Raw genomic sequence first — 20,255 nt, 5'->3', positions numbered from 1 at the left:
GCGTCCGTCGCCGAGGGCGCTCCCCCTGTCCCAGAGGTCCCCATGCTCTCCTCCCTCGGCCGCCGCATCAGCCGGCATCGCCTGATCGTCCTTCTCGCGTGGGCCCTGCTCGTGATCGTCGGCGGCGCCCTCGCGGGTGACGTCTTCGACCGCACCGTCTCGGTCGCCGACGCCCCCGCCGGCAGCGAGTCGCTGCGCGCGAGCGACCGCCTCGACGCCCTCGATCCCGAGGGCGAGATCGTCACCGCCGTCGTCCGCGGTGAGGACTTCTTCTCCCCGACGCTGCGCGACAGCGCGACCGCGGTGATGTCGTCGATCCGCGCCGTGCCCGGGGTGGCCGAGGTCACCGATGCCTACACGGCCGGCGGGGCGATCGGCGACGACGGGCGTTCGTCGCTGGTCGTCGTCGAACTCGCGCGCGGCCTCACCGGCGACGAGGCCGTCGCCACGGCATCCGCTGTCTCCGACCTGTTGAAGGGGATCGCCGCCCCCGAGGTGCTCGTCGGCGGCCCCCTCCTGGCCGAAGAGGCCTTCGTCGACCGCGCCACCGCCGACGCGGCCCTCGGCGAGAGCGTCGCGATCCTCGTCCTCGTCGTGCTGCTCACCCTCGCGCTCGGGTCGCTGCGCATCGCGATGATCCCCGTGGTCGCCGCCCTCGCGGCGATCGCCCCGACGCTGGCGGTCCTGGGCCTGCTCACCCGCGTCGTCGACGTCAACGAGTTCGCGGTCAACGTCGTCACGATCCTGGGGCTCGGCCTCGCGGTCGACTACAGCCTGCTGGTGGTGCTGCGCCTGCGCGAGGAGCGTGCGGCCGACCCCGCCGTCCCCCTCGACGACCTGATCGCCCGTACCGTCTCGGGCGCCGGTCGAGCGGTGCTCGTATCGGGTCTCGCCGTGACGGTGGCCCTTCTGGGCATCCTGGTGCTCGGCGACCCGTTGCTGTCGGGCATGGCGCTGGGCGGGGCCGTGGTCGTGGTCGTGGCGACCCTCGCGGGTCTCACCCTCGTCCCCGCGGTGCTCTCGCTCCTGCACCGCGCCCTCCCTTCCGCCGGAGCGCGCACCTGGGCACGCCCCTGGGCCGGTCGCACCGCGCGCGAGGGGGTGCTCGCCCGTTCCACGCGCCTCGCGCAGCGGCGCCCGGGCCTCGTCGCCGTCGCCGCCGCGGCCCTGCTGATGCTGCTCGCCGCCCCCGTGGCATCCCTCGCCCTCGACGACTCCGACATCCGGTCCCTTCCCGCGGACGCCGAGGAGCGACGGGCGTACGAGGCGACGACGACCGGCTTCACCGGGATCGGGATCGAGCCCGTCACGGTCGTGCTCGACGGATCGATCCAGGATGCCGCCGTCACCGGCGTCCTCGATCGGATCGCCGCCCTGCCCGAGGTCGCCGACGCCGACGTGGTGCAGCAGCTGCCGCCCGAGGTCACCGCGGTCGCCTTCACCCCGACGGGCGACAGCGCGACGGGGCCGGCGGCGCAGAGCCTCGTCGAAGCGGTGCGCGAGCTCGACTCCCCGGTCCCCCTCGAGGTCACGGGGCCCGCCGCCTCCCTCATCGACACACGTGATCACCTGGCCTCGCGCCTGCCGTGGGCGCTCGCGATCGTCGCCGCCGCGAGCTTCGCGCTGCTGTTCGCCCTCACCCGCTCGGTCGTCGTTCCGGTGAAGTCCCTCGTGCTGGCGGGCCTCACCGTGGCCTCGACCCTGGGAGTGCTCACCGCGATCTTCGGGTGGGGGTGGGGCGCGCCCCTGCTCGGGTTCGAGCCGACGGGCGCGCTCGATGTGACCACGCCCCTGCTCATCGGGCTCCTGGCCTTCGGGTTGACCATGGACTACGAGGTGTTCCTGCTGGCCCGCATCACCGAGCGCTGGCGTTCGCGCGATCTTCTCGTCGACCCGCGCTCCGCGAACGCCGAGGCCGTTCGCCATGGCATCACGCGCACGGGTCCGGTGGTGACGCTGGCCGCCGCGGCGATCTGCCTCGTCTTCCTCGGCTTCGCGTTCGGCGAGCTGGTCGCGATGAAAGAGATCGGGGTCGGGATGATCGTGGCCGTCGTCCTCGACGTCACCGTCGTGCGCGGGCTGTTGCTGCCCGCCGTGATGACGCTCCTCGGGCGCGCCAACTGGTGGCCGGGTACGCGACCGGCCGTCCCCGCCCCGCCCGCGCCGCTTCCGACCCTCGAGACCGCATCCCGCTGACATGTCGGCGTCGAGTCGACACCGTCTCGTCGGCGGGATGCCGTCTCGCGTTCCCCGCGGTCCCGGTCCGCCGCGCGTGCGGTCGCACCGCCGTAGGCTGGAGTCATGCACGGCGAGTACAAGGTCCCCGGCGGGAAGCTGGTCGTCGTCGACCTCGAAGAGCGCGAGGGGCGGATCCACGGCTTCCACCTCGCGGGCGACTTCTTCCTCGAGCCCGACGACGCTCTCGACGACATCGACGCGGCCGTCAACGGTCTTCCGGTGGAATCCGACGTCCCCACCATCGCCGCGGCCATCCGCGCGGCTCTCCCCGAGGGGGCGCAGCTCCTGGGCTTCACCCCCGAATCGGTGGCGACCGCGATCCGCCGCGCGCTGGTGACCGCTCCCGGCTGGGCGGACTTCGAGTGGGAGGTCGTGCACGACGAGCCCGTCTCGCCGCGCATGAACCTCGCCCTCGACGAGGTGCTCACCACCCGCGTGGGCGCGGGGCTGCGAAAGCCCACGCTGCGCCTGTGGGAGTGGGATGAGAGCGCCGTCGTCATCGGCTCGTTCCAGTCGCTGCGCAACGAGGTCGACCCGGCGGGCGCCGAGAAGCACGGCTTCGACGTCGTGCGCCGCATCTCGGGCGGCGGCGCCATGATGATGGCGGCGAACTCGATCGTGACGTACTCGCTGTACGTGCCGGCATCCCTCGTCGCGGGCATGACCTTCGCCGACTCATACGCGTTCCTCGACGACTGGGTGCTCCAGGCGCTGCGCTCGCTCGGCATCGACGCGGTGTACCAGCCGCTCAACGACATCGCCGGCCCCCACGGCAAGATCGGCGGGGCCGCGCAGAAGCGCCTCGCCAATGGCGGAGTCCTGCACCACGCGACCCTCAGCTACGACATGGACGGCCAGGTGCTCACCGAGGTGCTGCGCATCGGACGCGAGAAGCTCAGCGACAAGGGCACCGTCTCAGCCGCCAAGCGCGTCGACCCGCTGCGCAGCCAGACCGGTCTTCCCCGGGCCGAGGTCATCGAGCGCTTCATCCAGACCTTCACCACGCTGTACGGGGCGACCCCGGGGCACATCAGCGACGAGGAGTACGCCGAGGCCCAGGCGCTCGTCGACTCGAAGTTCGCCACCGACGCGTGGCTGCAGCGCGTCCCGTGAGCGCCGAGATCCCCGCCGGCGCGCCCGCTCCGGGCGGCGTCGAGATCCATCACGCCGACAACCTCAGCGTCACCCCGGCCTATGCCGACGGCTCTTTCGCGCTCGTGTACCTCGACCCGCCGTTCAACACGGGGCGCACGCGCTCGAAGGCGGTCGAGTCGGCGACGCGTAAGGCCCCGGTCGAAGAGGCCCCGGATGCCGAGCGGCTCGAGCCCGTGGCATCCGATCCCAACATGCTCGAATTCCCCGCCGAGGAAGAGCCGCCGCCCCCGGTCGTGCAGCGCGGCTTCCACGGCCGCGAGTACGCGCGCCTGCGCGGCGACCTGCGCACCTACGACGACCGCTTCGACGACTACTGGGGCTTCCTCGAACCGCGGCTCGTCGAGGCGTGGCGGTTGCTCGCCGACGACGGCACCCTGTACCTGCACCTCGACTACCGCGAGGTGCACTACGCCAAGGTCATGTGCGACGCGCTGTTCGGGCGCGACAAGTTCCTCAACGAGCTGATCTGGGCGTATGACTACGGCGCGAAGACCAAGCGTCGTTGGCCCACCAAGCACGAGACGATCCTGGTCTACGTGAAGAACCCGGCGAAGTATTTCTTCGACTCGGATGCCGTGGACCGAGAGCCGTACATGGCCCCGGGTCTCGTCACCGCCGAGAAGGCCGCGCGCGGCAAGATGCCCACCGACGTGTGGTGGCACACGATCGTGCCGACCACGGGTCGCGAGAAGACCGGGTACCCGACGCAGAAACCCGAGGGTGTCCTGCGCCGGATGGTGCAGGCGTCGTCGCGCCCCGGCGACAGGGTGCTCGACATGTTCGCCGGCAGCGGCACGCTCGGCGCCGTCGCCGCGCCGCTCGGGCGTCACTCGGTGCTGATCGACGACAACGCCGACGCGGTGGCCGTGATGCACAAGCGCCTGGAGCCGTACGCGAGCTGAGGCCCCGTCGCCCGCGGCTCGCTCGTGGGGTCGGTGATTCGCGCAGCTTCAGTCGCGGTGGCTGTCGTGGGGCTGAGGTTGTGCGTATCGCGGAGGTGAGGCGCGCCCGCGCCGTGGTGCGTGTGGTGGCCGGTGGTTGCTCGCGGCTCGCTCGTGGAGTCGGTGATTCGCGCAGTTTCAGTTGTGGTGGCTGTCGTGGGGGTGAGGTTGTGCGTATCGCGGAGGTTGGGGCGCCCGCGCCGTGGTGCGCGTGGTGGCCGGTGGTCGCTCGCGGCTCGCTCGTGGAGTCGTTGATTCGCGCAGTTTCAGTTGTGGTGGCTGTCGTGGGGCTGAGGTTGTGCGTATCGCGGAGGTTGGGGCGCCCGCGCCGTGGTGCGCGTGGTGGCCGGTGGTCGCTCGCGGCTCGCTCATGGAGTCGGTGATTCGCGCAGTTTCAGTTGTGGTGGCTGTCGTGGGGCTGAGGTTGTGCGTATCGCGGAGATGAGGGGCGCACGCTACGGGGTGCGCGTGGTGGCCGGTGGTCGCTCGCGGCTCGCTCGCGGCTCGCTCGTGGAGTCGGTGATTCTGCGGCGCGCCCACCCCCGGTGAGCGCTCAGACCAGCGGGGCGACCTCGGCGTAGGCGTCGGGTTCGACGGCGGGGGCGGATGCCGGGGCCCCGAACACCCGCGCCCGCCGGGTCTCGGCATCCCAGGCCGGCCACCCCGGGTCGCGGTCCCGCGCGAACGAGACCGCCGCCCCGTGCATGAGCGTGGCCAGGTCGGCCGGAGGGGTACCCGCGATCGTGGCGACCCCGTCGGCGTCGAGGTGGTCGAACCAGAACGGGACGTCGAGGCAGTGGCACGCGACGCCGATGGTCGGCACGGGCGACGCCCACGCGAAGCAATACAGCCAGGTCGGGGCCGTACCGCGCGCCCGAGCCGTCCCGAGCACGGTCGAGCGGATGACGCGGTCGGTGAAGAAACCGCCGAGTACCGCCGCGGTTCCGCGCCTCCGGGTGCGCTCGAGGTAGGCCCGTCGTCGCGTGCGCCGCAGGCCGAGCACGGCCAGGGCGAGCGGAACCGGGACCACCCGGAGCGCGCCGGCGTAGCGCGCGGTGAGCGCCGTGAACTCGTCGTCGGTCGACCCGATCACCAGCGGTATGTCGGCGCAGGCGCCGTCGGAGAGAGCGTCGAGCGGATGCCGGGGCAGCACGTCGCCGTCGATGACCGGCCCGAGCGGCAGACCGTCGTCGAGCAGGGTCGCCAGCGACGTGATTGCCCGGGCGAGGTGCGGGGCGAGGACGCTCCTCTGCGCCGCGAGGACGCGCTCTTCGGGCACGGAGGCGAAGCCCCGGCGGTCGGGGCGGACCCCCGCTCTGTCGGCGACACGAGCGGCGAAGCGCTCCGCCGAGGCGAGCGTCACCGCGCCGATCGCGGGTGAGATCGCCATCGCCCCCGAGAAGAGACCGGTTGCCGCGGGGCTGGTCATCAGCGCCAGCACCGACCCGCCGCCGGCCGACTGACCCGCCACCGTGACCCGGGCCGGGTCGCCGCCGAAGCTGCGGATCTCGTCGCGCACCCACTCGAGGGCGGCGATCTGGTCGCGCAGGCCCCGGTTGGTGGGGGCGCCGTCGATGAGCCCGAACCCGTCGAAGCCGATGCGGTACGAGATCACCACCGTGATCACCCCGTCGCGCGCGAAGGCGTCGCCGTCGTACCAGCGGCTCGCGGGGGAGCCCGAGGTGAAGCCACCGCCGTGGATCCACACGAGCACCGGGAGGGCGGCATCCCGGTCCCGGTCCGCCGGAGCGAACACGTTGACGTTCAGTGTCGCCTCTCCCGGGACGCTCGGCTCGGGGATCAGCGTGATGCCCGTGTCGCCCCGCTGAGCGGTCGGTCCGAAGACGGTGGCGTCGCGCTCGCCCTCCCACGCGTCGATCGGCACAGGAGCGGCGAAGCGCAGCGCTCCGACGGGAGCCTGAGCGAACGGGATGCCGAGGAACACGGCGGTGGTGCCGCGCCGGAAGCCGCGGACGGCGCCCTTCGAGGTGTGAACGAGCGCAGCGGCATCCATGTCTTCATCCTGCCCTCGCGCAGCGGTGGTGCTCCACCCGCGCAGCGCGCCAGTGCGACCGTTCGCCGGTGGGGGCCATCCGTCGAAATCCGTTCCGTCCCCGACCGGGTGGTGCTGGTGCCTGGCAAACCTTTCGACCCACGCAGAAACGCGATCCGCGCGCAGAAACGCGAGCAGAGCGCGTTTTTGCGTGTGAATCGCGTTTTTGCGTGAGGGGCCCGGGTGGTGTGGGCCCGTCGCGTGCGCAGTAGCCGGCGTCATGGCTGAACCGCCGGAGGGTCAGGCGTCGCGGCGCGCGCCCTCGGAGGCCGTCACCGTGAAGATGTTCGGAGCACGGAAGTCGGATGCCGCGAACGCGGCGCGCAGCGCGGCCGTCGCCGCCGGAACGAGTTCGGTGGGGATCAGTGCGATCGCCGCTCCGCCGAAGCCGCCGCCGGTCATGCGCGCCCCCAGCGCCCCCGAGGCGAGTGTCGTCTCGACGGCCAGGTCGAGCTCGGGGACAGAGATCTCGAAGTCGTCGCGCATCGAGACGTGCGAGGCGACGAGCAGGTCGCCGATCGCCGTGGGGCCGTCGGCGTCGAGGGCTGCGACCGTGTCGAGCACGCGCTGGTTCTCGGTGATCACGTGGCGCACGCGGCGGAACGTGACCTCGTCGAGGATCTGCTCGGCGCGCGGGAGGTCGTCGACGGTGAGATCGCGCAGAGAGGAGACGCCGAACGCTGCGGCTCCGCGCTCGCAGGCCTCGCGGCGCTCGCGGTACCCACCGGTGGAGTGCGCGTGCTCGACGAGCGTGTCGGTGACGAGGATCGACAGGCCGGCGTCCGCGAAGCCGAGGGGCACCGCACGCGTGTCGAGCGATCGGCAGTCGAGGAAGGTGGCCGCATCCGCGACGCCCAGCATCGAGGCCATCTGGTCCATGATCCCGGTCGGGGCGCCCACGGCGTCGTTCTCGGCGACGCGGCCGACGCGGGCGAGGGCGACCTTGTCGAGACCGGCGTTCCACACGTCGTTGAGGGCGGATGCCACGGCCCCCTCGATCGCGGCCGACGACGACAGTCCCGCGCCCACCGGCACATCCGAGGCCAGAGCGATGTCGACGCCCCGGGTCTCGGCATCCGGAGCCGCCTGACGCAACGCCCACGCGACACCCAGGGGGTAGCCCGCCCAGTCGAGGCCGCCGGCGGCGATCGCCGCGTCGAGCCCGGCGAGCGAGACCTCCACGGCGTCGGGGGAGAAGGTCGAGCGCACACGGATCACGTCGTCGTCGCGCAGGGCGACGGCGGCCGCGGTGCGCTGGGCGATCGCGAAGGGGAAGACGAAGCCTTCGTTGTAGTCGGTGTGCTCGCCGATGAGGTTGGCGCGACCGGGGGCCGACCACACCCCCACGATCGGGGCATCCGTCAGCGAGGTGAGCAGGGCGCGGGCGTCGTCGACGGCGGTCATGCCGTCACCTCCGGAACGGTGTCGATGGCGGCGCGCAGGCGTTCGGCCTGCGACTCGGGGGTCACGTCGCCGATCCAGGCGCCCATGGCGGCCTCGCTTCCGGCGAGGTACTTCAGCTTGTCGGCGGCGCGGCGGGGCGAGGTGATCTGCAGGTTGAGGCGCACGGCCTCGCGGCCGCGTCCGACCGGCGCCTGGTGCCAGGCCGCAATGTAGGGCGTGGGGGTGTCGTACAGCGCGTCGATGCCGCGCAGCAGCCGCAGGTAGAAGGGGGCGAGCTCGTCGCGCTCGTCGTCGGTCGTCTCGGCCAGATCGGCCACGTGGCGGTGCGGCAGCACGTGCACCTCGATGGGCCAGCGGGCGGCGAAGGGCACGTACGCCGTCCAGTGCTCTCCGCGCAGCACGACGCGCTCGCCGCCCTGCTCGAAGGCGAGGATGCGGGCGAACAGGTCGTCGGAGGTGCGCGAGATCGTGTCGAGCAGGCGTTGGGTGCGCGGGGTCACGTACGGGTAGGCGTAGATCTGCCCGTGCGGGTGGGGGAGGGTGACCCCGATCTCCTGTCCGCGGTTCTCGAAGGGGAACACCTGGCGGATGCCGGGCAGAGCCGACAGTGCCGCGGTCCGGTCGGCCCACGCTTCGATGACGGTGCGGGCGCGCGTCCGCGAGAGCGAGCCGAACGACCCCTCGTGCTGCGGACTGAAGCACACGACCTCGCACCGGCCCACCGAGGTGCGGGTGCGGCCGAGACCGAGGTGCTCGAGGTCGTCGTCGCTTCGGGGCGGATCGACGGCCGCGGGGGCGTCGCCGATCGCGGTGTCGAGGGCGGGCCCGAACGAGGGCGACTTGTTCTCGAAGACGGCGACGTCGTAGAGCGAGGGAATCTCGGACGGGTTCGTCGGCGTCTGTGGCGAGAGCGGGTCGAGGTGGGCGGGCGGGAGGAACGCGCGGTTCTGCCGATTGGATGCCACGGTGATCCAGTCACCGGTCAGCACGTCCTGCCGCATGGTGGCGGTGGTGGGGCGCGGGTCGAGGGTGCGGGCGTCGACCGAGCGCTCGGCGCCGAGCGTCGTGCCCGGGTCGTCGAAGTACATCAGCTCGCGGCCGTCGGCGAGGCGGGTCGAGCGCTTGACGACGCCGGCGCCCAGGGGCTGCGCGGAGGGGCTGTCCGTGTTCACGATAACACGCTACAACTGGGCCGTGATATCGTCAACATGAGGGGGCGTGATGCGCGTATCCATGGCCGACGTGGCCGCTGAGGCCGGAGTCTCGGCGCAGACGGTGTCGCGCGTGGCCAACGGCAGTCCCCGCGTCGATCCCGCCACCCGAGCCCGGGTCGAGAGGGCCATGGCCGACCTCGGCTACCGCATGCACCGGGCTGCGCGTGCTCTGCGCACGGGGCAGACCTCCACCATCGGACTCGTCGTGTCGACCCTCGCCTCGGTCGGAAACTCCCGCATGCTGCAGGCCATCTCCGAGGCCGCCGCCGCTCGCGACTACGCCCTGGCCGTGGTCACGGTCGGAGAACGAGGCATCCACGAGGCTTTCGCCCGACTCCGCTCTCAGGGCGTCGACGGTGCCGTCGTGCTGAACGAAGCGACCGAGCTCGCGCGCGACGCCGAACCCCCCGCCGACCTGCACCTCGTCGTCGTGGACTCTCCGCCCGACGAACGCTTCTCGATCGTGCAGACCGACCACGCCGGGGGAGCCCGCGCCGCCACCGCGCACCTGCTCTCGCTCGGCCACGCGACCGTTCATCACGTCGCCGGCCCCGCCCGCTCCTTCGCCGCGGCCGAGCGCGAGCGCGGCTGGCGCGACGCCCTCGCCGGCGCCGGCGCCGCGATCGTCGAACCCGTTCGGGGCGACTGGACCTCGGCATCCGGTCATCGTGCGGCCGCGGGGCTCGACGCCGCCACCGCCGTCTTCGTCGCCAACGACCAGATGGCGCTCGGCGTTCTGCGGGCTTTCGCCGACGGGGGTCGGGGCATCCCCTCCGACGTCGCCGTGGTGGGCTTCGACGACATCGTGGATGCCGCAGAGTTCCGTCCCCCGCTGAGCACGGTGCGCCAGGACTTCGACGCCCTCGGACGCCGCGCCGTAGCCGCTCTCGTCGCAGCGATCGAGGGGGGAGCCCCCGTCGTCGAGACGGTGCCCGCGGCCCTCGTGGTGCGTGCGAGCAGCGGGGGCAGGTGACGAGCCAGAAGTGGTACACCTCATTCCCTCGGTGGCACACTGACCGCATGCCGACCACCCGACCGCGCACGCCAGTGACGCACACGCGAGCGGTCGAACAGGCTTTGGAGATTGCGCGCTCTCGATGGCCCGACGAGTCGCCCAGCGCTCTGCTCATGCACCTGGTCGTGCGGGGTGGGCAGGCGATCCAGGATGAGCAGTCGCAGCGTGCGATCGATCGTCGCGCCGCGGTGGACGCGGCGGTCCAGCGGCTGGCGGGGATCTATCCCGACGGGTATCTCCACGAGCTCCGCGGGGACTGGCCCGAGTGATCGTTCTCGATGCCGGAGTCGTCATCGCCCTGTTCAGCCCCGACGATGCCCACCACGACCGGGCGAAGGCTCTCTTCGCCCGACAGGCGGGGCCCTTCCTCCTGCATCCGCTGACCGTCGCGGAGACCCTCGTCTTGCTCGGCGCGCCTGGCCCTCTGTCCGTTGCGGGGCGAGGACGCACTCCCGGATGCCGCGGAGCCCGTGATCGCGACGCCGTGAGGCGCTGCCGTCGGTCAACCCAGAGCGATGCTCGCGGTGGTGCGGACGGTGCGAAGCGGCGAGGCCGCCACCCACACGACGGTGAGGGCCACCCCGACGCAGCCCGCGGCGATCCCGGCTCGGGTGCCCAGCGCTTCGCCGACGAGGCCGCCGAGGCCCGCACCGATCGCGACGACGCCGTACGAGATCCACCGTACGGTCGCGTTGACCCGCCCGAGCAGGAGGTCGGGCGTTCGCAGCTGCCGCAGGGTGAGGGCCACCACGCTCGAGAGCGAGGTGCCCGCGCCGTTGACCGCGAACACGCCCACGAGCACGCAGACGATCACGGGCGTCGACCACGCGGCATCCACGAACGGTAGGGCGCCGAGCACGAGGCTCTCCGCCCCCGCGCAGGCGATGAGCACCGGTCCGACGCCGAAGCGCCGCACGCTCGCGGGGGCGGCCGCAGCGCCCACCACGGCTCCCACCGCGCCGAGGCTGAAGACGAGGCCGAGATGCCCCGCCGTCAGGCCGAGCTCGCGAACGGCGTGCACGAGGAGCAGCACGGTGATCCACTGGGCGAACAGGTTGTAGATCGCCGAGAAGCCCACGAGCGAGACCAGGTAGCGGTCGCGTCGCACGAAGCTCAGTCCCTCTCGCAGTTCCGCGAGGGCGCTGCGCCGCTCGCGGAGGGGGTCGGGCTCCCCGGCGCGGATGCCGATGAGCGCGACGGCCGAGACGGCGTAGGTGACGGCCTGCGAGAGGAGGGCCCACGGGGCGGTGAGGGTCTGCACGAGCCACCCGCCCAGACCCGGCCCGCCGACCTGTGCGGCCGAGGCCGTCGCCTGTAACCGGCCGTTCGCCGCCTCGAGTCGGTCGCGGGCGGCGACCGTGGGCAGGAACGATTGGTAGGCCACCTCGAAGGCGACGGTGAAGGCCCCGATCACGAAGATGAGCCCGAGCAGCACGGGAAGGGTCAGAGAGCCGCTCACGGCAACGGCGACGAGCACGATGATGAGGGATGCTCGAGCGGCATCGGCGGCGATGAGGACGGGTCGCCGCCGCCGGCGATCGACGATGACACCGAGGGGGAGCGCGAGCAGAAGGAACGGCAGCCACCGGGCGACCCCCACCAGTCCGGCCTCCGCCGCCGTCGCGTGCAGCACCACCACGGCCAGCAGGGGAACGGCGAGGTCGCCGATCTGGCTGCCCACGGCCGAGGTCGTCTGCGCCAACCAGAAGCGGTCGAAGTCGCGACCCAGACGTTTACTAACGCGTGTTTCCGTCATCACCCGTTAACAATGTCGGTCGCGAAGTAACGCGTCAACAGCTTTTCGCACATTAGGCTGTCGGGTATGGGCGCGACGACGTTTCCGCGGGTCGGGGGCCACCCGGCCTTCGACCTGGTCGACACGGTGCACTGGCGACTCGACGACGCCCGCGCGATCGACACGCTGCCGGACTTCGGGGCGGTGCTCGAATGGTGCACCGAGATCGGGCTGATCGCCGATCCGGGCATCGTCCGCGCGACACCCCGAACGGCTGCGGCGGAGCACGCCGCGATCATCGCGCTGCGCGAAGCCGTCTACGAGGCCGTCTTCGAGGACTCTCCGGATGCCGTGGCCCTCATCGCCCGTGAGCACGTCGACGCTCTGCGCCGTTCAAGCCTGGAGCGCGGCGACGACCGGTGGCAGTGGCATCCGCCCGCCGATGTGACCGGTCCGCGCGCGGCGATCGCCCTCCTCGCCCACGACCTGCTGACCTCCGATCTACGCGCGGCGCGCCAGTGCGGCGACGACGCGTGCGGCTGGGTGTACCTCGACACCTCCCCCCGGCACAACCGCATCTGGTGCACCGCCGCCGGCTGCGGCAACCGCAACCGCGTCAAGCGCCACCACGCGAGATCGCGCGCCTGAGGGAAACCGCCGTCAGGCCTCGGCCCCCCAGGGCATGCGGAACGGCGCAGCCGCGACCCGGAGGACGAAAGCCACCACGCCCGAGAGCGAGGCGCCCGCGCGGGAGACCGCGCCGGCGCCTACGGGCGCGGCGGTGGTCTGCCTGCGTCGACGCGCGTCCGCGTGTCACGCGACGCCGGACACCGGCTCGGCCTGGGCGAGCGCGAACGCGTCCAGAAGGCGTTCGGTGTCGGCGAGCTGGTCGGTCCACACCGCGCGCACGATGTCGATGCGGTCGTCGGCATCTTGAAGACCGGCGAGGTACGACGCCAGGGGCACATGCCCTGTGCGGGCCGACTCGTGCAGTGCCAGCATGCGCAGCGCCAGCGCGGTCTGCACGCCGTAGACAGGGATCTGCGGTCCGCGCGGCGCCGACAGCCCGATGTAGTACAGCTTGTCGAGCCCGACGGGCACGATGCCGGCCGCGAGGCGGAGGGGCACGCCGTTCCGCCGCGGCACGAGGGCATCGTCGAGGAACGGCAGCGTGGCGTGGAAGCCGGTCGCCCACAGAATCGTGTCGTACTCGCGCGCCTCGCCGTCGGCGAAGTGCACGGTGCGCTCCTCGATGCGCTCGATCGCGGGCCGCACGGCGATGCGGCCGTGCTGAAGCCAGTACAGCAGCAGCTCGTTGACGACCGTCCGCCCCTCGGCGAGCGTGCGATACGTCGGCTGGGGCAGTCCGGGATAGTCCTTCGCCTCGCCGATGGAGACGCGGGCGAGCAAGCGAGCGATGAGGTCCTGCTCGTCCGGGGCGAACTGCCCCATCCACGGGATCTCCTGACGGGGGACGCCGAAGTAGCTCTTCGGCTGGAAGTACATGCCCTCGCGGATGACGATGTCGACGTCGAGCCGGTGCTGCGCGGCGTCGGCGGCCAGGTCGCATCCGGAGTTCCCGGCCCCCACGACGAGCACGCGCGTTCCCTCGATGTCGCCGGTGTTCCGGTACGAGCCGGAGTGCACCTGCTTCCCGGTGAAATCCGCCGCGATGGCGGGACGCTTCTGGTCCCACAAGTGACCGTTCGCGACGAAGACGCCGTCGTAGTCGATGCTCTCGCCGGTGTCGAGGGTGACCGTCCAGCCGGCGGATCCCGTGGGTCCGTCGCCCGCCCGCGGCACGACCGAGACCACCGCGGTCTCGAAGCGGATCACGTCGTAGAGGCCGTGCTCGCGCGCGTACGACTCGAGGTACGAGCGCACCTGGTCGCGCCGGGGGAAGTGGGGGTAGTCCGCGGGCATCGGGAAGCCCTCGAAGCCGGTCATGTCGCGCGAGGTGATGAGATGCAGCGCGTCGTAGTCGGTGTGCCAGTGGCCGCCGACGCGGTCGGTCTTCTCGAAGCAGTCGGCGTCGTAACCGGCCGCGCGCAAGCGCTGGAGGGCCGAGATACCGGCGGCGCCGGCTCCGATCACGCAGTAACGGGTCATGCGGGTGTCCTTTCGGGTGACGGAGCTCCGTCGGAGAGGCGTCGGGCGGCGGCGGCGAGCGCGATGGCCCGTTCGCCGTGGGGTCGGGGGTAGCCGCGGTCGGTCGGCCGGATGCCGGCGTCGGCGAGACGGACCAGCGAGAGCACCTGCTCCATCGCGAGCAGGTTCGGATCCCACACCGGTACGTCGGGGGCACCGCCCACCGAGGTGTAGCCGTGGGAGGCGAAGAGAGCGCCGAGGTACCCGCATCCGACGATCACGGCATCCGCGCCCTCCTCGACGGCCTCGCGCGCGGCGGCGTCGAAGCGCGAGAGGAGGTCGTCGGGTTCGGTGACCGCCCGGGCGACATCGGCGAGGGTCGACTCGGGCGCGTACGCCCGCACCGGCCGCCCCGGGAGGAACCCGCTCGCGCCGTGGGCGCGGAGGTCGTCGGCGAACAGCGACTCGAGAGCGGGCGCGACGGTGACCACGGCCGCGCGTCGGGCGAGCGAGCCCGTCGCTCGGGCCACGGCATCCGTCAGGGTGGACACGGGCACCGGCACGGCGTCGCGCACGGCCACCGTCGGGGCGCCCCAGCAGCCCACGACGATCGCGTCGCTCGCGGGGTGTGCGTCGATGGCGGTCGACAGCACGGCGGCATCGCTCAACAGCCGGTTGGCGGGGGTCCGGATGCCACCGGCGTCGGTGTCGACGTGACGCACCCGCACCTCGGCTCGCCCGGCCGCGAGCTGTCTCACGTGCGTGCGCAGGAGTTCCCACAACGGGGCGTGGGCGGGGTCTCCCACCGTCGCCTCGATCCACGTGAGGCGCATCATGAGTGCCCCCGCGCGAGACGATGCTCCACCCAGACCGACACCCAGGTGGCCGGCACGGCGATCGCGGCGTAGATGAGACCGGTGATGGCGTACACGGTGAGATACGCGAAGGTGAGCGAGCTGACCTGGTACGCCTGACTCATCAGCTCGTTGACCGAGATGGAGTACGCCAGCGACGTGCCCTGGAACGACTGGATCGCCAGCCCCATCAGGGCGGGGATGGACGACCGCAGTCCCTGCGGCAGGATCACCCGCGCGAACGTCGGCAGGCGCGACAGGCCGAGAGCGGCCGCCGCTTCGCCCTGCCCGCGCGGAACGGATTGGATGCCGGCGCGGATCATCTCCGACGAGTACGCCGCGACCGTGAACGTCAGGCCGGCGGCCGCCGACCAGAAGTTGCTGAAGAGCACTCCGACCGCCGGCAGTCCGTAGTACACGATGTACAGCACGACGAGAGCGGGGATACCGCGGCCGATCTCGACCACGACGAGGGCGGGCCAGCGCAGGCCCCGGTGCACGGACGACACGCCGAGGGCGAAGACGAGTCCGATCGCGTAGCCGAAGACGATCGAGAGCGCTGTGAGCTGCAGACTGACCCCGAGTCCGTCGAGGAGGCGCGGGAGGTACATCGAGAGATCCATCAGGCACTCCTTCTCAGGCGCGCATCGAGCCGGCGCGCCACGATCGCCAGCGGGATGCTGATCACGACGTACACGGCGGCGGCGACGAAGAACGGCGTGAGGCCCGCCGTCATGGGGTTCTGTCGGACGAACGTGTTCGCCGCGAACACCATGTCGGTGACCCCGATCGTGGAGGCGATCGACGAGTCCTTCACCAGCGCGAGCAGGAACGTGGCGATCGAGGGCAACGCGGTGCGTACCGCCTGCGGCGCCAGCACCCGCACGAAGGTCGACCGCCGACCGAGGCCGAGTGCCCGCGCGGCTTCCGTCTGCCCGGCGGGGAGCGTTGCGAAGCCTCCGCGGTAGATCTCGGCCAGGTAGGCCGCCGAGATGACCCCGAGCCCGATGATCGCCGCGGCGAGGGCGTTGAAGCGTAGCGCGCCGAACGAGACCCCGAAGAACAGCACGAAGAGCCACACGATGGGCGGGACGGCGCGGATGAGGTCGATGACGAAGCGCACGATGACCCGCACGGCACGATGCCGGGACCGCAGCCCCAGCAGCAGCGGGATGCCACCCACGAGGCCGATCGCGAACGCGGCGGCGGCCACGAGGAGGGTCATGGGCAGTCCGAGCAGGACGGCGACGACGGCCTCCACGTCAGCGCTCCAGGACGGCCGAGAGGAACCGGCGGGTGCGCTCCTCGGTCGGCGCGGCCATGATGGCGCGCGGGTCGCCCTCCTCGATGATGCGACCGTCGGCCATCACGACGAGGTGGTCGGACACGTCGCGCGCGAACTGCATCTCGTGGGTGACGACGATCATCGTCATGCCGCTCTCGGCCAGCTCCCGCATCACGGCGAGCACTTCCACCCCCACCTCCGGGTCGAGGGCGCTGGTGGGCTCGTCGAACAGCATCGCGCGGGGGTTCAGCGCGAGCGCGCGCACGATCGCGATGCGCTGCTGTTGGCCGCCCGAGCACCGGCCGGGGTGCTGCTGCGCCTTGTCGCGCAGTCCCACGCGCTCGAGGAGCGTCAGAGCGCGCTCTTCCGCCTCGGCGCGGGAGCGGCCGAGGATCTTCTCCTGCGGGTAGGCGACGTTGCGCAGGACGGTCATGTGCGGGAACAGGTTGAACGATTGGAACACCATCCCGACCTGCCGGCGGAGCGCGAGGAGCGAGCGGTCCGAGACTCTCGTCCCGGCCTCGATCGTGGTCGTCCCCACCGTGACGGTGCCGCGATCGGGCTGTTCGAGCAGGTTGACGCATCGCAGCAGCGTGCTCTTGCCCGAGCCCGACGGTCCGATGAGCGCGGTGACGCTGCCGGCGGCGACGGTCATGGAGATGTCATCGAGCACGAGATTCGTGCCGAAGCTCTTGGACAGGTGCGAGATCGTGACGCCCGCGGTGGCGAGCTCGTTGGCCTCGGTGATCAGCTGGGGCATGGGGGCCTCTCGGAGGAATCGGGGCGCCCGCGCAGGGCGGGCGCCCCGGTCGGTCATCGAATGGAGGTGGCCGCGACGTCGGCGGGCACCAGCAGATCGGAGGGCAGGTCGTACTGCTTCAGCAGGTCGGCGAGCGTTCCGTCGGTGCGGTACTGGTCGATGAGGGCGCTGAGGGCGTCGGACAGCGCGGTGTTGTCCTTCGAGACGGGGAAGGCGATCAGGGGCTTCGTCTGGGTGATCGAGACGCGGGGATCGGCCTGGATGGGCTCGACCTTGTAGTCGGTGTCGGCGTAGGCCGCCACCGCGACGGCGTAGCCGTCGAGCGCCGCCTGGATGCGACCGGCGACGAGGTCCTGCTTCATCTCGACCGTGCCGGGGTACTGCTGAAGCTTGCTGCCGAGCAGGGGCGCGAGCTCTTCGTTCCACGAGAAGCCGGTGCCGGTGCCCACGGTGCCGACGCTCTCGAGCGCGTCGACGGTGTCGATGCCGTCCTTCGAGACGACGCCCATGGTGTCGTACATCGTCGGGGTGGTGAAGCCGACCTGTTCGGCACGCGTGGGCGTGACGTACCAGCCGCCGGTGATGATGTCGGTCTTCTTCTGCTCCGTGATCATCGGGATGCCGTTGGCATAGGTGATCGGCACGTAGCTGAGAGCGAGGCACTCGGCGGCGGCGAGCTTCTCGATGACGTCGATCTCGATGCCCGAGGCTCCGCCGGAGCCGTCGGTCTGGGTGTACGGCGGGTTCTCTGGTACGCCGACGGTCAGCGTGCCGGGCGTGAACGTCGTCAGCCCCTCGTCGGCCGGCGCGCAGTCCGACGCGACGGAGGAGGCCGGGGCCGCACTCGCGCAGCCGGCGAGGGCGAGGCCGGAGGCGGTGAGCAGGGCGAGGACGCGAGCGGATCGGCGGAGCGTGATGGGGGTCATGGTGCTGTTCCTTCGGGTGGGGTGCGGGTGGGTGGTGCAGGTCTCACGCGGCGGTCAAGCCGCCGTCGATGGTCAGGACGGAACCGGTCACGAAGGAGGCGTCCTCACCGACGAGGTACGCCACGAGCGGGGAGATCTCGTGCACCCGGGCGCGGCGACCGAGGGGCGCAGCGGCGCTCGATCCGCCGGCGGGCTCGTCGTCGTTCATCGCGGTGTCGACACCCCCGGGGCAGATGGCGTTGACGCGCAGGCGAGGCGCGAGTTCGACGGCGGCCGCGCGGGTCAGACCGAGCAGGGCCGCCTTCGACGCGGAGTACGCGGAGTAGCCGGCCGCGCCGACGAGGGCCGCCGTCGACGACACATTGACGATGGATCCGCCGTCGACCATCACGGGAGCGAGTGCCCGGATGCCGAGGAATGCGCTTCGCGCGTTCACCGCGAACTGGCCCTCCCACTCGGCGAGTGGCGTGTCGACGAGGGCCCGGTGCCGCAGGATGCCGGCGTTGTTGACCAGCGCCCAGAGGGGCGCGTCCGCGGAGCGCAGCTCGTCGGCGAGGGTCGACCACTCGGCCTCGGACGAGACGTCGAGGTGGCGGTAGCTCGCGTCCGCTCCCCGATCACGCAGGCGCTGCGCCGTACGCTCGCCGTCGTCATCGCGCATGTCGGCGACGATGACGACGTACCCGCGCTCGGCGAGGAGCTCCGCATGGGCCGCTCCCTGACCGCGGGCGGCGCCCGTGACGACGACGCAAGCCCTCACCGCATCACATCCCCGCCGGAGAGGACGACGGTCTCGCCCGTGAGGAACGCCCCGTAGTCGGGCTGCGAGACGAGCCACACCCAGGCGGCGATCTCCTCGGGCTGCGCGACGCGCCCCAGGGGAATGGATGCCGCGGCGGCATCCATTCGTCCCGTCGCGGCGTTCCCGGGGGTGGCGACCCACCCCGGGGCGATGCCGTTGACGCGGATGCCGTGCGGGGCGAGCTCGAGCGCGAGCGACTTGGTGAGCATGACCACCGCTGCCTTCGAGGCGCCGTACAACAGCTGGCCGGGTGAGACCTGGAACGCGTCGACCGAGGCGAAGTTGACGACCGAGGCGCCCCGCGCCAGGCGCGGGCGGGCGGCGGCGATGACATTCAGGATGCCGAGGACATTGATGTCGAAGACGCGGCGAAAGATGTCGTCGTCGTAGGTGTCGAGCGTCGTCGGCGGGTAGACACCGGCGATGTTGGCGACCACGTCGATGGCATCCTCCAGCTCGAGAGCGTCATCGATCGCGCCCTCGAGAGCGGCTCGGGATCGCACGTCGGCGACGACGGAGACATATGTCGCCTCGAAGCCCCGGGGTGCGGAGGTGGCGGCGATGTCGACTCCCAGCACGCGGTAGCCCCGCTCGAGGAAGAGAGCGACGGCGCTGGCGCCCATTCCGCTCGCGGCGCCCGTAATGAGGGCGACCCCCGCCGTTCCGTGCATGTGTGTCTCCGTCCGACTCGCTGATGACTGGTTCCAGTGCATCAGCGGGGCGGGATCAGAGCCAGACTTGTTTTGCTATGGTGACCACAGGTAAAACCTTGGAGTCCATGGATGCCGCTTCCCACCGTCCGACAGCTCGAGTACTTCGTCACGGCCGCGCGGGTCGGCACGTTCGCCGCGGCCTCGGCCGAGCATCACATCGCCCAGCCGAGTCTGTCGGAGCAGATCGCCGTCCTCGAGCAGAACCTGGGGCTGCGGCTGTTCAGCCGCACGTCGCGGCGCCTGACCCTCACCGACGCGGGGCGGCAGCTTCTTCCCCTGGCCGAGCGCGCCGTCAACGACGTGGTGGCCCTGGCCGACTTCGGCCGTCGCGTGAAGGGTATCGAGGAGGGCACCGTCTCGTTCGGCACCTTCAACAGTGCACACCTGTACCTGTTGACCGACCTCATTCGCGAGTTCCACGAGCAGCACCCCGGCGTGCGGATCCGTGTCACGGGTCTGAACTCGGCGGAAGTCGCCGACGCCGTGCGCGCCGGCGAGCTCGAGGCGGGTCTCGTGCAGCTCCCGGTAGACGACCGCGACCTCGTCGTCTCGCAGAGCGTCTTCTCCGATCAGGTCGTCTACGTCTCACGCACTCCGGCGCACACCGCTCAGCCCGTCACGATCGAGACCCTGGCAGCCCGCCCCCTCATCCTTTCGGAGGCGCGTTGGTCACAGGATGACCCTTTGCGTGTCTCGATCCTGCAGCGCGCGCAGGCGGCGGGCCTGACCCTGCACCCGATCATCGAGGTCGAGTTCCAGACGCACGCGCTCGAACTCGCCGCCCAGGGGGTCGGCGACTCGCTCGTGTCGTACCACGTGGGGCGCTCGGTCATCACCGAGCGCGGACTGCACTGGACGACGCTGACACCCGCGGTGAACGAGCACTACGCCTTCGTCACGCGTCGAGGCGGGGCGGTGTCACCCGCGACGACCGAGTTCATGAAGCTGGCGCACCGGGTACTGGCGCGTCTTACCTCGAACAGCCCTGTCCTGCCGTCTCCGATGTCCTGAGCCGGACGAGGAGCGCGACGGCATCCCCGACGTCTCGCGAGATCGCGCGTCTGAGGCGAGA

20 protein-coding genes are annotated in these 20,255 nt (G+C 71.5%); 8 read left to right on the top strand and 12 right to left on the bottom strand.

From position 1 onward, the window contains the following. Nucleotides 1-42 precede the first annotated feature (42 nt). The 3 genes from QE454_RS04205 (at nucleotide 43) to QE454_RS04195 (ending at nucleotide 4,295) form a co-directional block, all read left to right on the top strand. Entirely contained in the window at nucleotides 43-2,196 is a 2,154-nt protein-coding gene (locus QE454_RS04205; RefSeq protein WP_307457810.1) for an MMPL family transporter, read from the top strand. Between the two features lie 105 nt (nucleotides 2,197-2,301). Continuing rightward, nucleotides 2,302-3,351, top strand: coding sequence for a biotin/lipoate A/B protein ligase family protein (locus tag QE454_RS04200; protein WP_307457814.1), 1,050 nt, complete (start codon nucleotides 2,302-2,304; stop codon nucleotides 3,349-3,351). Next, nucleotides 3,330-4,295: a site-specific DNA-methyltransferase gene (locus QE454_RS04195; protein ID WP_307457817.1), complete on the top strand. Its 966-nt coding sequence runs from the start codon at nucleotides 3,330-3,332 to the stop codon at nucleotides 4,293-4,295. The genes QE454_RS04200 and QE454_RS04195 overlap by 22 nt, the downstream gene beginning before the upstream one ends. A 592-nt stretch (nucleotides 4,296-4,887) precedes the next feature. On the opposite strand, the gene QE454_RS04190 is transcribed toward QE454_RS04195, so the two are convergent. Then, on the bottom strand, nucleotides 4,888-6,348 hold the full coding sequence (locus QE454_RS04190; RefSeq protein ID WP_307457821.1) for a carboxylesterase/lipase family protein: 1,461 nt from the start codon (nucleotides 6,346-6,348) through the stop codon (nucleotides 4,888-4,890). Between QE454_RS04190 and QE454_RS04185 the strand changes: the two genes are divergently transcribed. Then, the gene (locus QE454_RS04185) at nucleotides 6,325-6,561 is read left to right on the top strand and encodes a hypothetical protein (RefSeq protein ID WP_307457826.1); all 237 of its coding nucleotides are present in this window, start codon (nucleotides 6,325-6,327) and stop codon (nucleotides 6,559-6,561) included. The two genes, QE454_RS04190 and QE454_RS04185, sit on opposite strands and share 24 nt — an antisense overlap. A 66-nt stretch (nucleotides 6,562-6,627) precedes the next feature. On the opposite strand, the gene galK is transcribed toward QE454_RS04185, so the two are convergent. Next, nucleotides 6,628-7,791 (bottom strand): galactokinase, encoded by a 1,164-nt coding sequence (galK, locus tag QE454_RS04180; RefSeq protein WP_307457829.1) that lies wholly within the window; start codon nucleotides 7,789-7,791, stop codon nucleotides 6,628-6,630. Continuing rightward, the gene (gene galT, locus QE454_RS04175; RefSeq protein WP_373459398.1) at nucleotides 7,788-8,963 is read right to left on the bottom strand and encodes a galactose-1-phosphate uridylyltransferase; all 1,176 of its coding nucleotides are present in this window, start codon (nucleotides 8,961-8,963) and stop codon (nucleotides 7,788-7,790) included. Before galT ends, galK begins: the two co-directional genes overlap by 4 nt. A 49-nt stretch (nucleotides 8,964-9,012) precedes the next feature. Here galT and QE454_RS04170 point away from each other — a divergent pair, with 49 nt between their 5' ends. Both QE454_RS04170 and QE454_RS04165 read left to right on the top strand, forming a co-directional pair. Next, a complete protein-coding gene (locus QE454_RS04170) occupies nucleotides 9,013-9,978 on the top strand; it encodes a LacI family DNA-binding transcriptional regulator (protein ID WP_307457832.1) in 966 nt (321 codons plus the stop codon). Nucleotides 9,979-10,025: 47 nt separating this feature from the next. Beyond that, complete coding sequence (locus QE454_RS04165) at nucleotides 10,026-10,289, top strand: hypothetical protein (protein ID WP_307457835.1); 264 nt, start codon at nucleotides 10,026-10,028, stop codon at nucleotides 10,287-10,289. A 233-nt stretch (nucleotides 10,290-10,522) separates the two neighbouring features. On the opposite strand, the gene QE454_RS04160 is transcribed toward QE454_RS04165, so the two are convergent. Then, entirely contained in the window at nucleotides 10,523-11,776 is a 1,254-nt protein-coding gene (locus QE454_RS04160) for an MFS transporter (RefSeq protein ID WP_307457837.1), read from the bottom strand. A 66-nt stretch (nucleotides 11,777-11,842) separates the two neighbouring features. On the opposite strand from QE454_RS04160, the gene QE454_RS04155 reads away from it, so the two are divergent. Continuing rightward, nucleotides 11,843-12,403 carry a CGNR zinc finger domain-containing protein gene (locus tag QE454_RS04155; protein ID WP_307313406.1) on the top strand — a complete coding sequence of 187 codons (561 nt, stop codon included), beginning with the start codon at nucleotides 11,843-11,845 and terminating at the stop codon, nucleotides 12,401-12,403. Nucleotides 12,404-12,568: 165 nt separating this feature from the next. On the opposite strand, the gene QE454_RS04150 is transcribed toward QE454_RS04155, so the two are convergent. The 8 genes from QE454_RS04150 to QE454_RS04115 are packed head-to-tail and all read right to left on the bottom strand — an operon-like array spanning nucleotide 12,569 to nucleotide 19,141. Beyond that, nucleotides 12,569-13,864, bottom strand: a complete 1,296-nt coding sequence (locus QE454_RS04150; RefSeq protein WP_307457839.1) for an NAD(P)/FAD-dependent oxidoreductase — start codon at nucleotides 13,862-13,864, stop codon at nucleotides 12,569-12,571. Then, complete coding sequence (locus tag QE454_RS04145) at nucleotides 13,861-14,679, bottom strand: aspartate/glutamate racemase family protein (protein ID WP_307457841.1); 819 nt, start codon at nucleotides 14,677-14,679, stop codon at nucleotides 13,861-13,863. The genes QE454_RS04150 and QE454_RS04145 overlap by 4 nt, the downstream gene beginning before the upstream one ends. After that, nucleotides 14,676-15,320: an amino acid ABC transporter permease gene (locus QE454_RS04140; protein ID WP_307457843.1), complete on the bottom strand. Its 645-nt coding sequence runs from the start codon at nucleotides 15,318-15,320 to the stop codon at nucleotides 14,676-14,678. Before QE454_RS04140 ends, QE454_RS04145 begins: the two co-directional genes overlap by 4 nt. Further along, the gene (locus QE454_RS04135; protein WP_307457845.1) at nucleotides 15,320-15,958 is read right to left on the bottom strand and encodes an amino acid ABC transporter permease; all 639 of its coding nucleotides are present in this window, start codon (nucleotides 15,956-15,958) and stop codon (nucleotides 15,320-15,322) included. The genes QE454_RS04140 and QE454_RS04135 overlap by 1 nt, the downstream gene beginning before the upstream one ends. A 1-nt stretch (nucleotide 15,959) precedes the next feature. Beyond that, complete coding sequence (locus tag QE454_RS04130; RefSeq protein WP_307457847.1) at nucleotides 15,960-16,742, bottom strand: amino acid ABC transporter ATP-binding protein; 783 nt, start codon at nucleotides 16,740-16,742, stop codon at nucleotides 15,960-15,962. 53 nt (nucleotides 16,743-16,795) lie between these two features. Continuing rightward, nucleotides 16,796-17,668 carry an ABC transporter substrate-binding protein gene (locus tag QE454_RS04125; protein WP_307457849.1) on the bottom strand — a complete coding sequence of 291 codons (873 nt, stop codon included), beginning with the start codon at nucleotides 17,666-17,668 and terminating at the stop codon, nucleotides 16,796-16,798. A 43-nt stretch (nucleotides 17,669-17,711) separates the two neighbouring features. Further along, on the bottom strand, nucleotides 17,712-18,428 hold the full coding sequence (locus tag QE454_RS04120; protein WP_307457851.1) for an SDR family NAD(P)-dependent oxidoreductase: 717 nt from the start codon (nucleotides 18,426-18,428) through the stop codon (nucleotides 17,712-17,714). Then, nucleotides 18,425-19,141: an SDR family NAD(P)-dependent oxidoreductase gene (locus QE454_RS04115; protein WP_307457854.1), complete on the bottom strand. Its 717-nt coding sequence runs from the start codon at nucleotides 19,139-19,141 to the stop codon at nucleotides 18,425-18,427. The genes QE454_RS04120 and QE454_RS04115 overlap by 4 nt, the downstream gene beginning before the upstream one ends. 111 nt (nucleotides 19,142-19,252) lie before the next feature. Here QE454_RS04115 and QE454_RS04110 point away from each other — a divergent pair, with 111 nt between their 5' ends. Further along, complete coding sequence (locus QE454_RS04110; RefSeq protein WP_307457857.1) at nucleotides 19,253-20,194, top strand: LysR family transcriptional regulator; 942 nt, start codon at nucleotides 19,253-19,255, stop codon at nucleotides 20,192-20,194. Nucleotides 20,195-20,255 lie beyond the last annotated feature (61 nt).

Source organism: Microbacterium sp. SORGH_AS_0454, assembly GCF_031453395.1.
Taxonomy (GTDB): Bacteria; Actinomycetota; Actinomycetes; order Actinomycetales; family Microbacteriaceae; genus Microbacterium.
The sequence above is the reverse complement of the archived record's forward strand: the minus strand, read 5'-3'. Positions and strand labels throughout refer to the sequence as shown.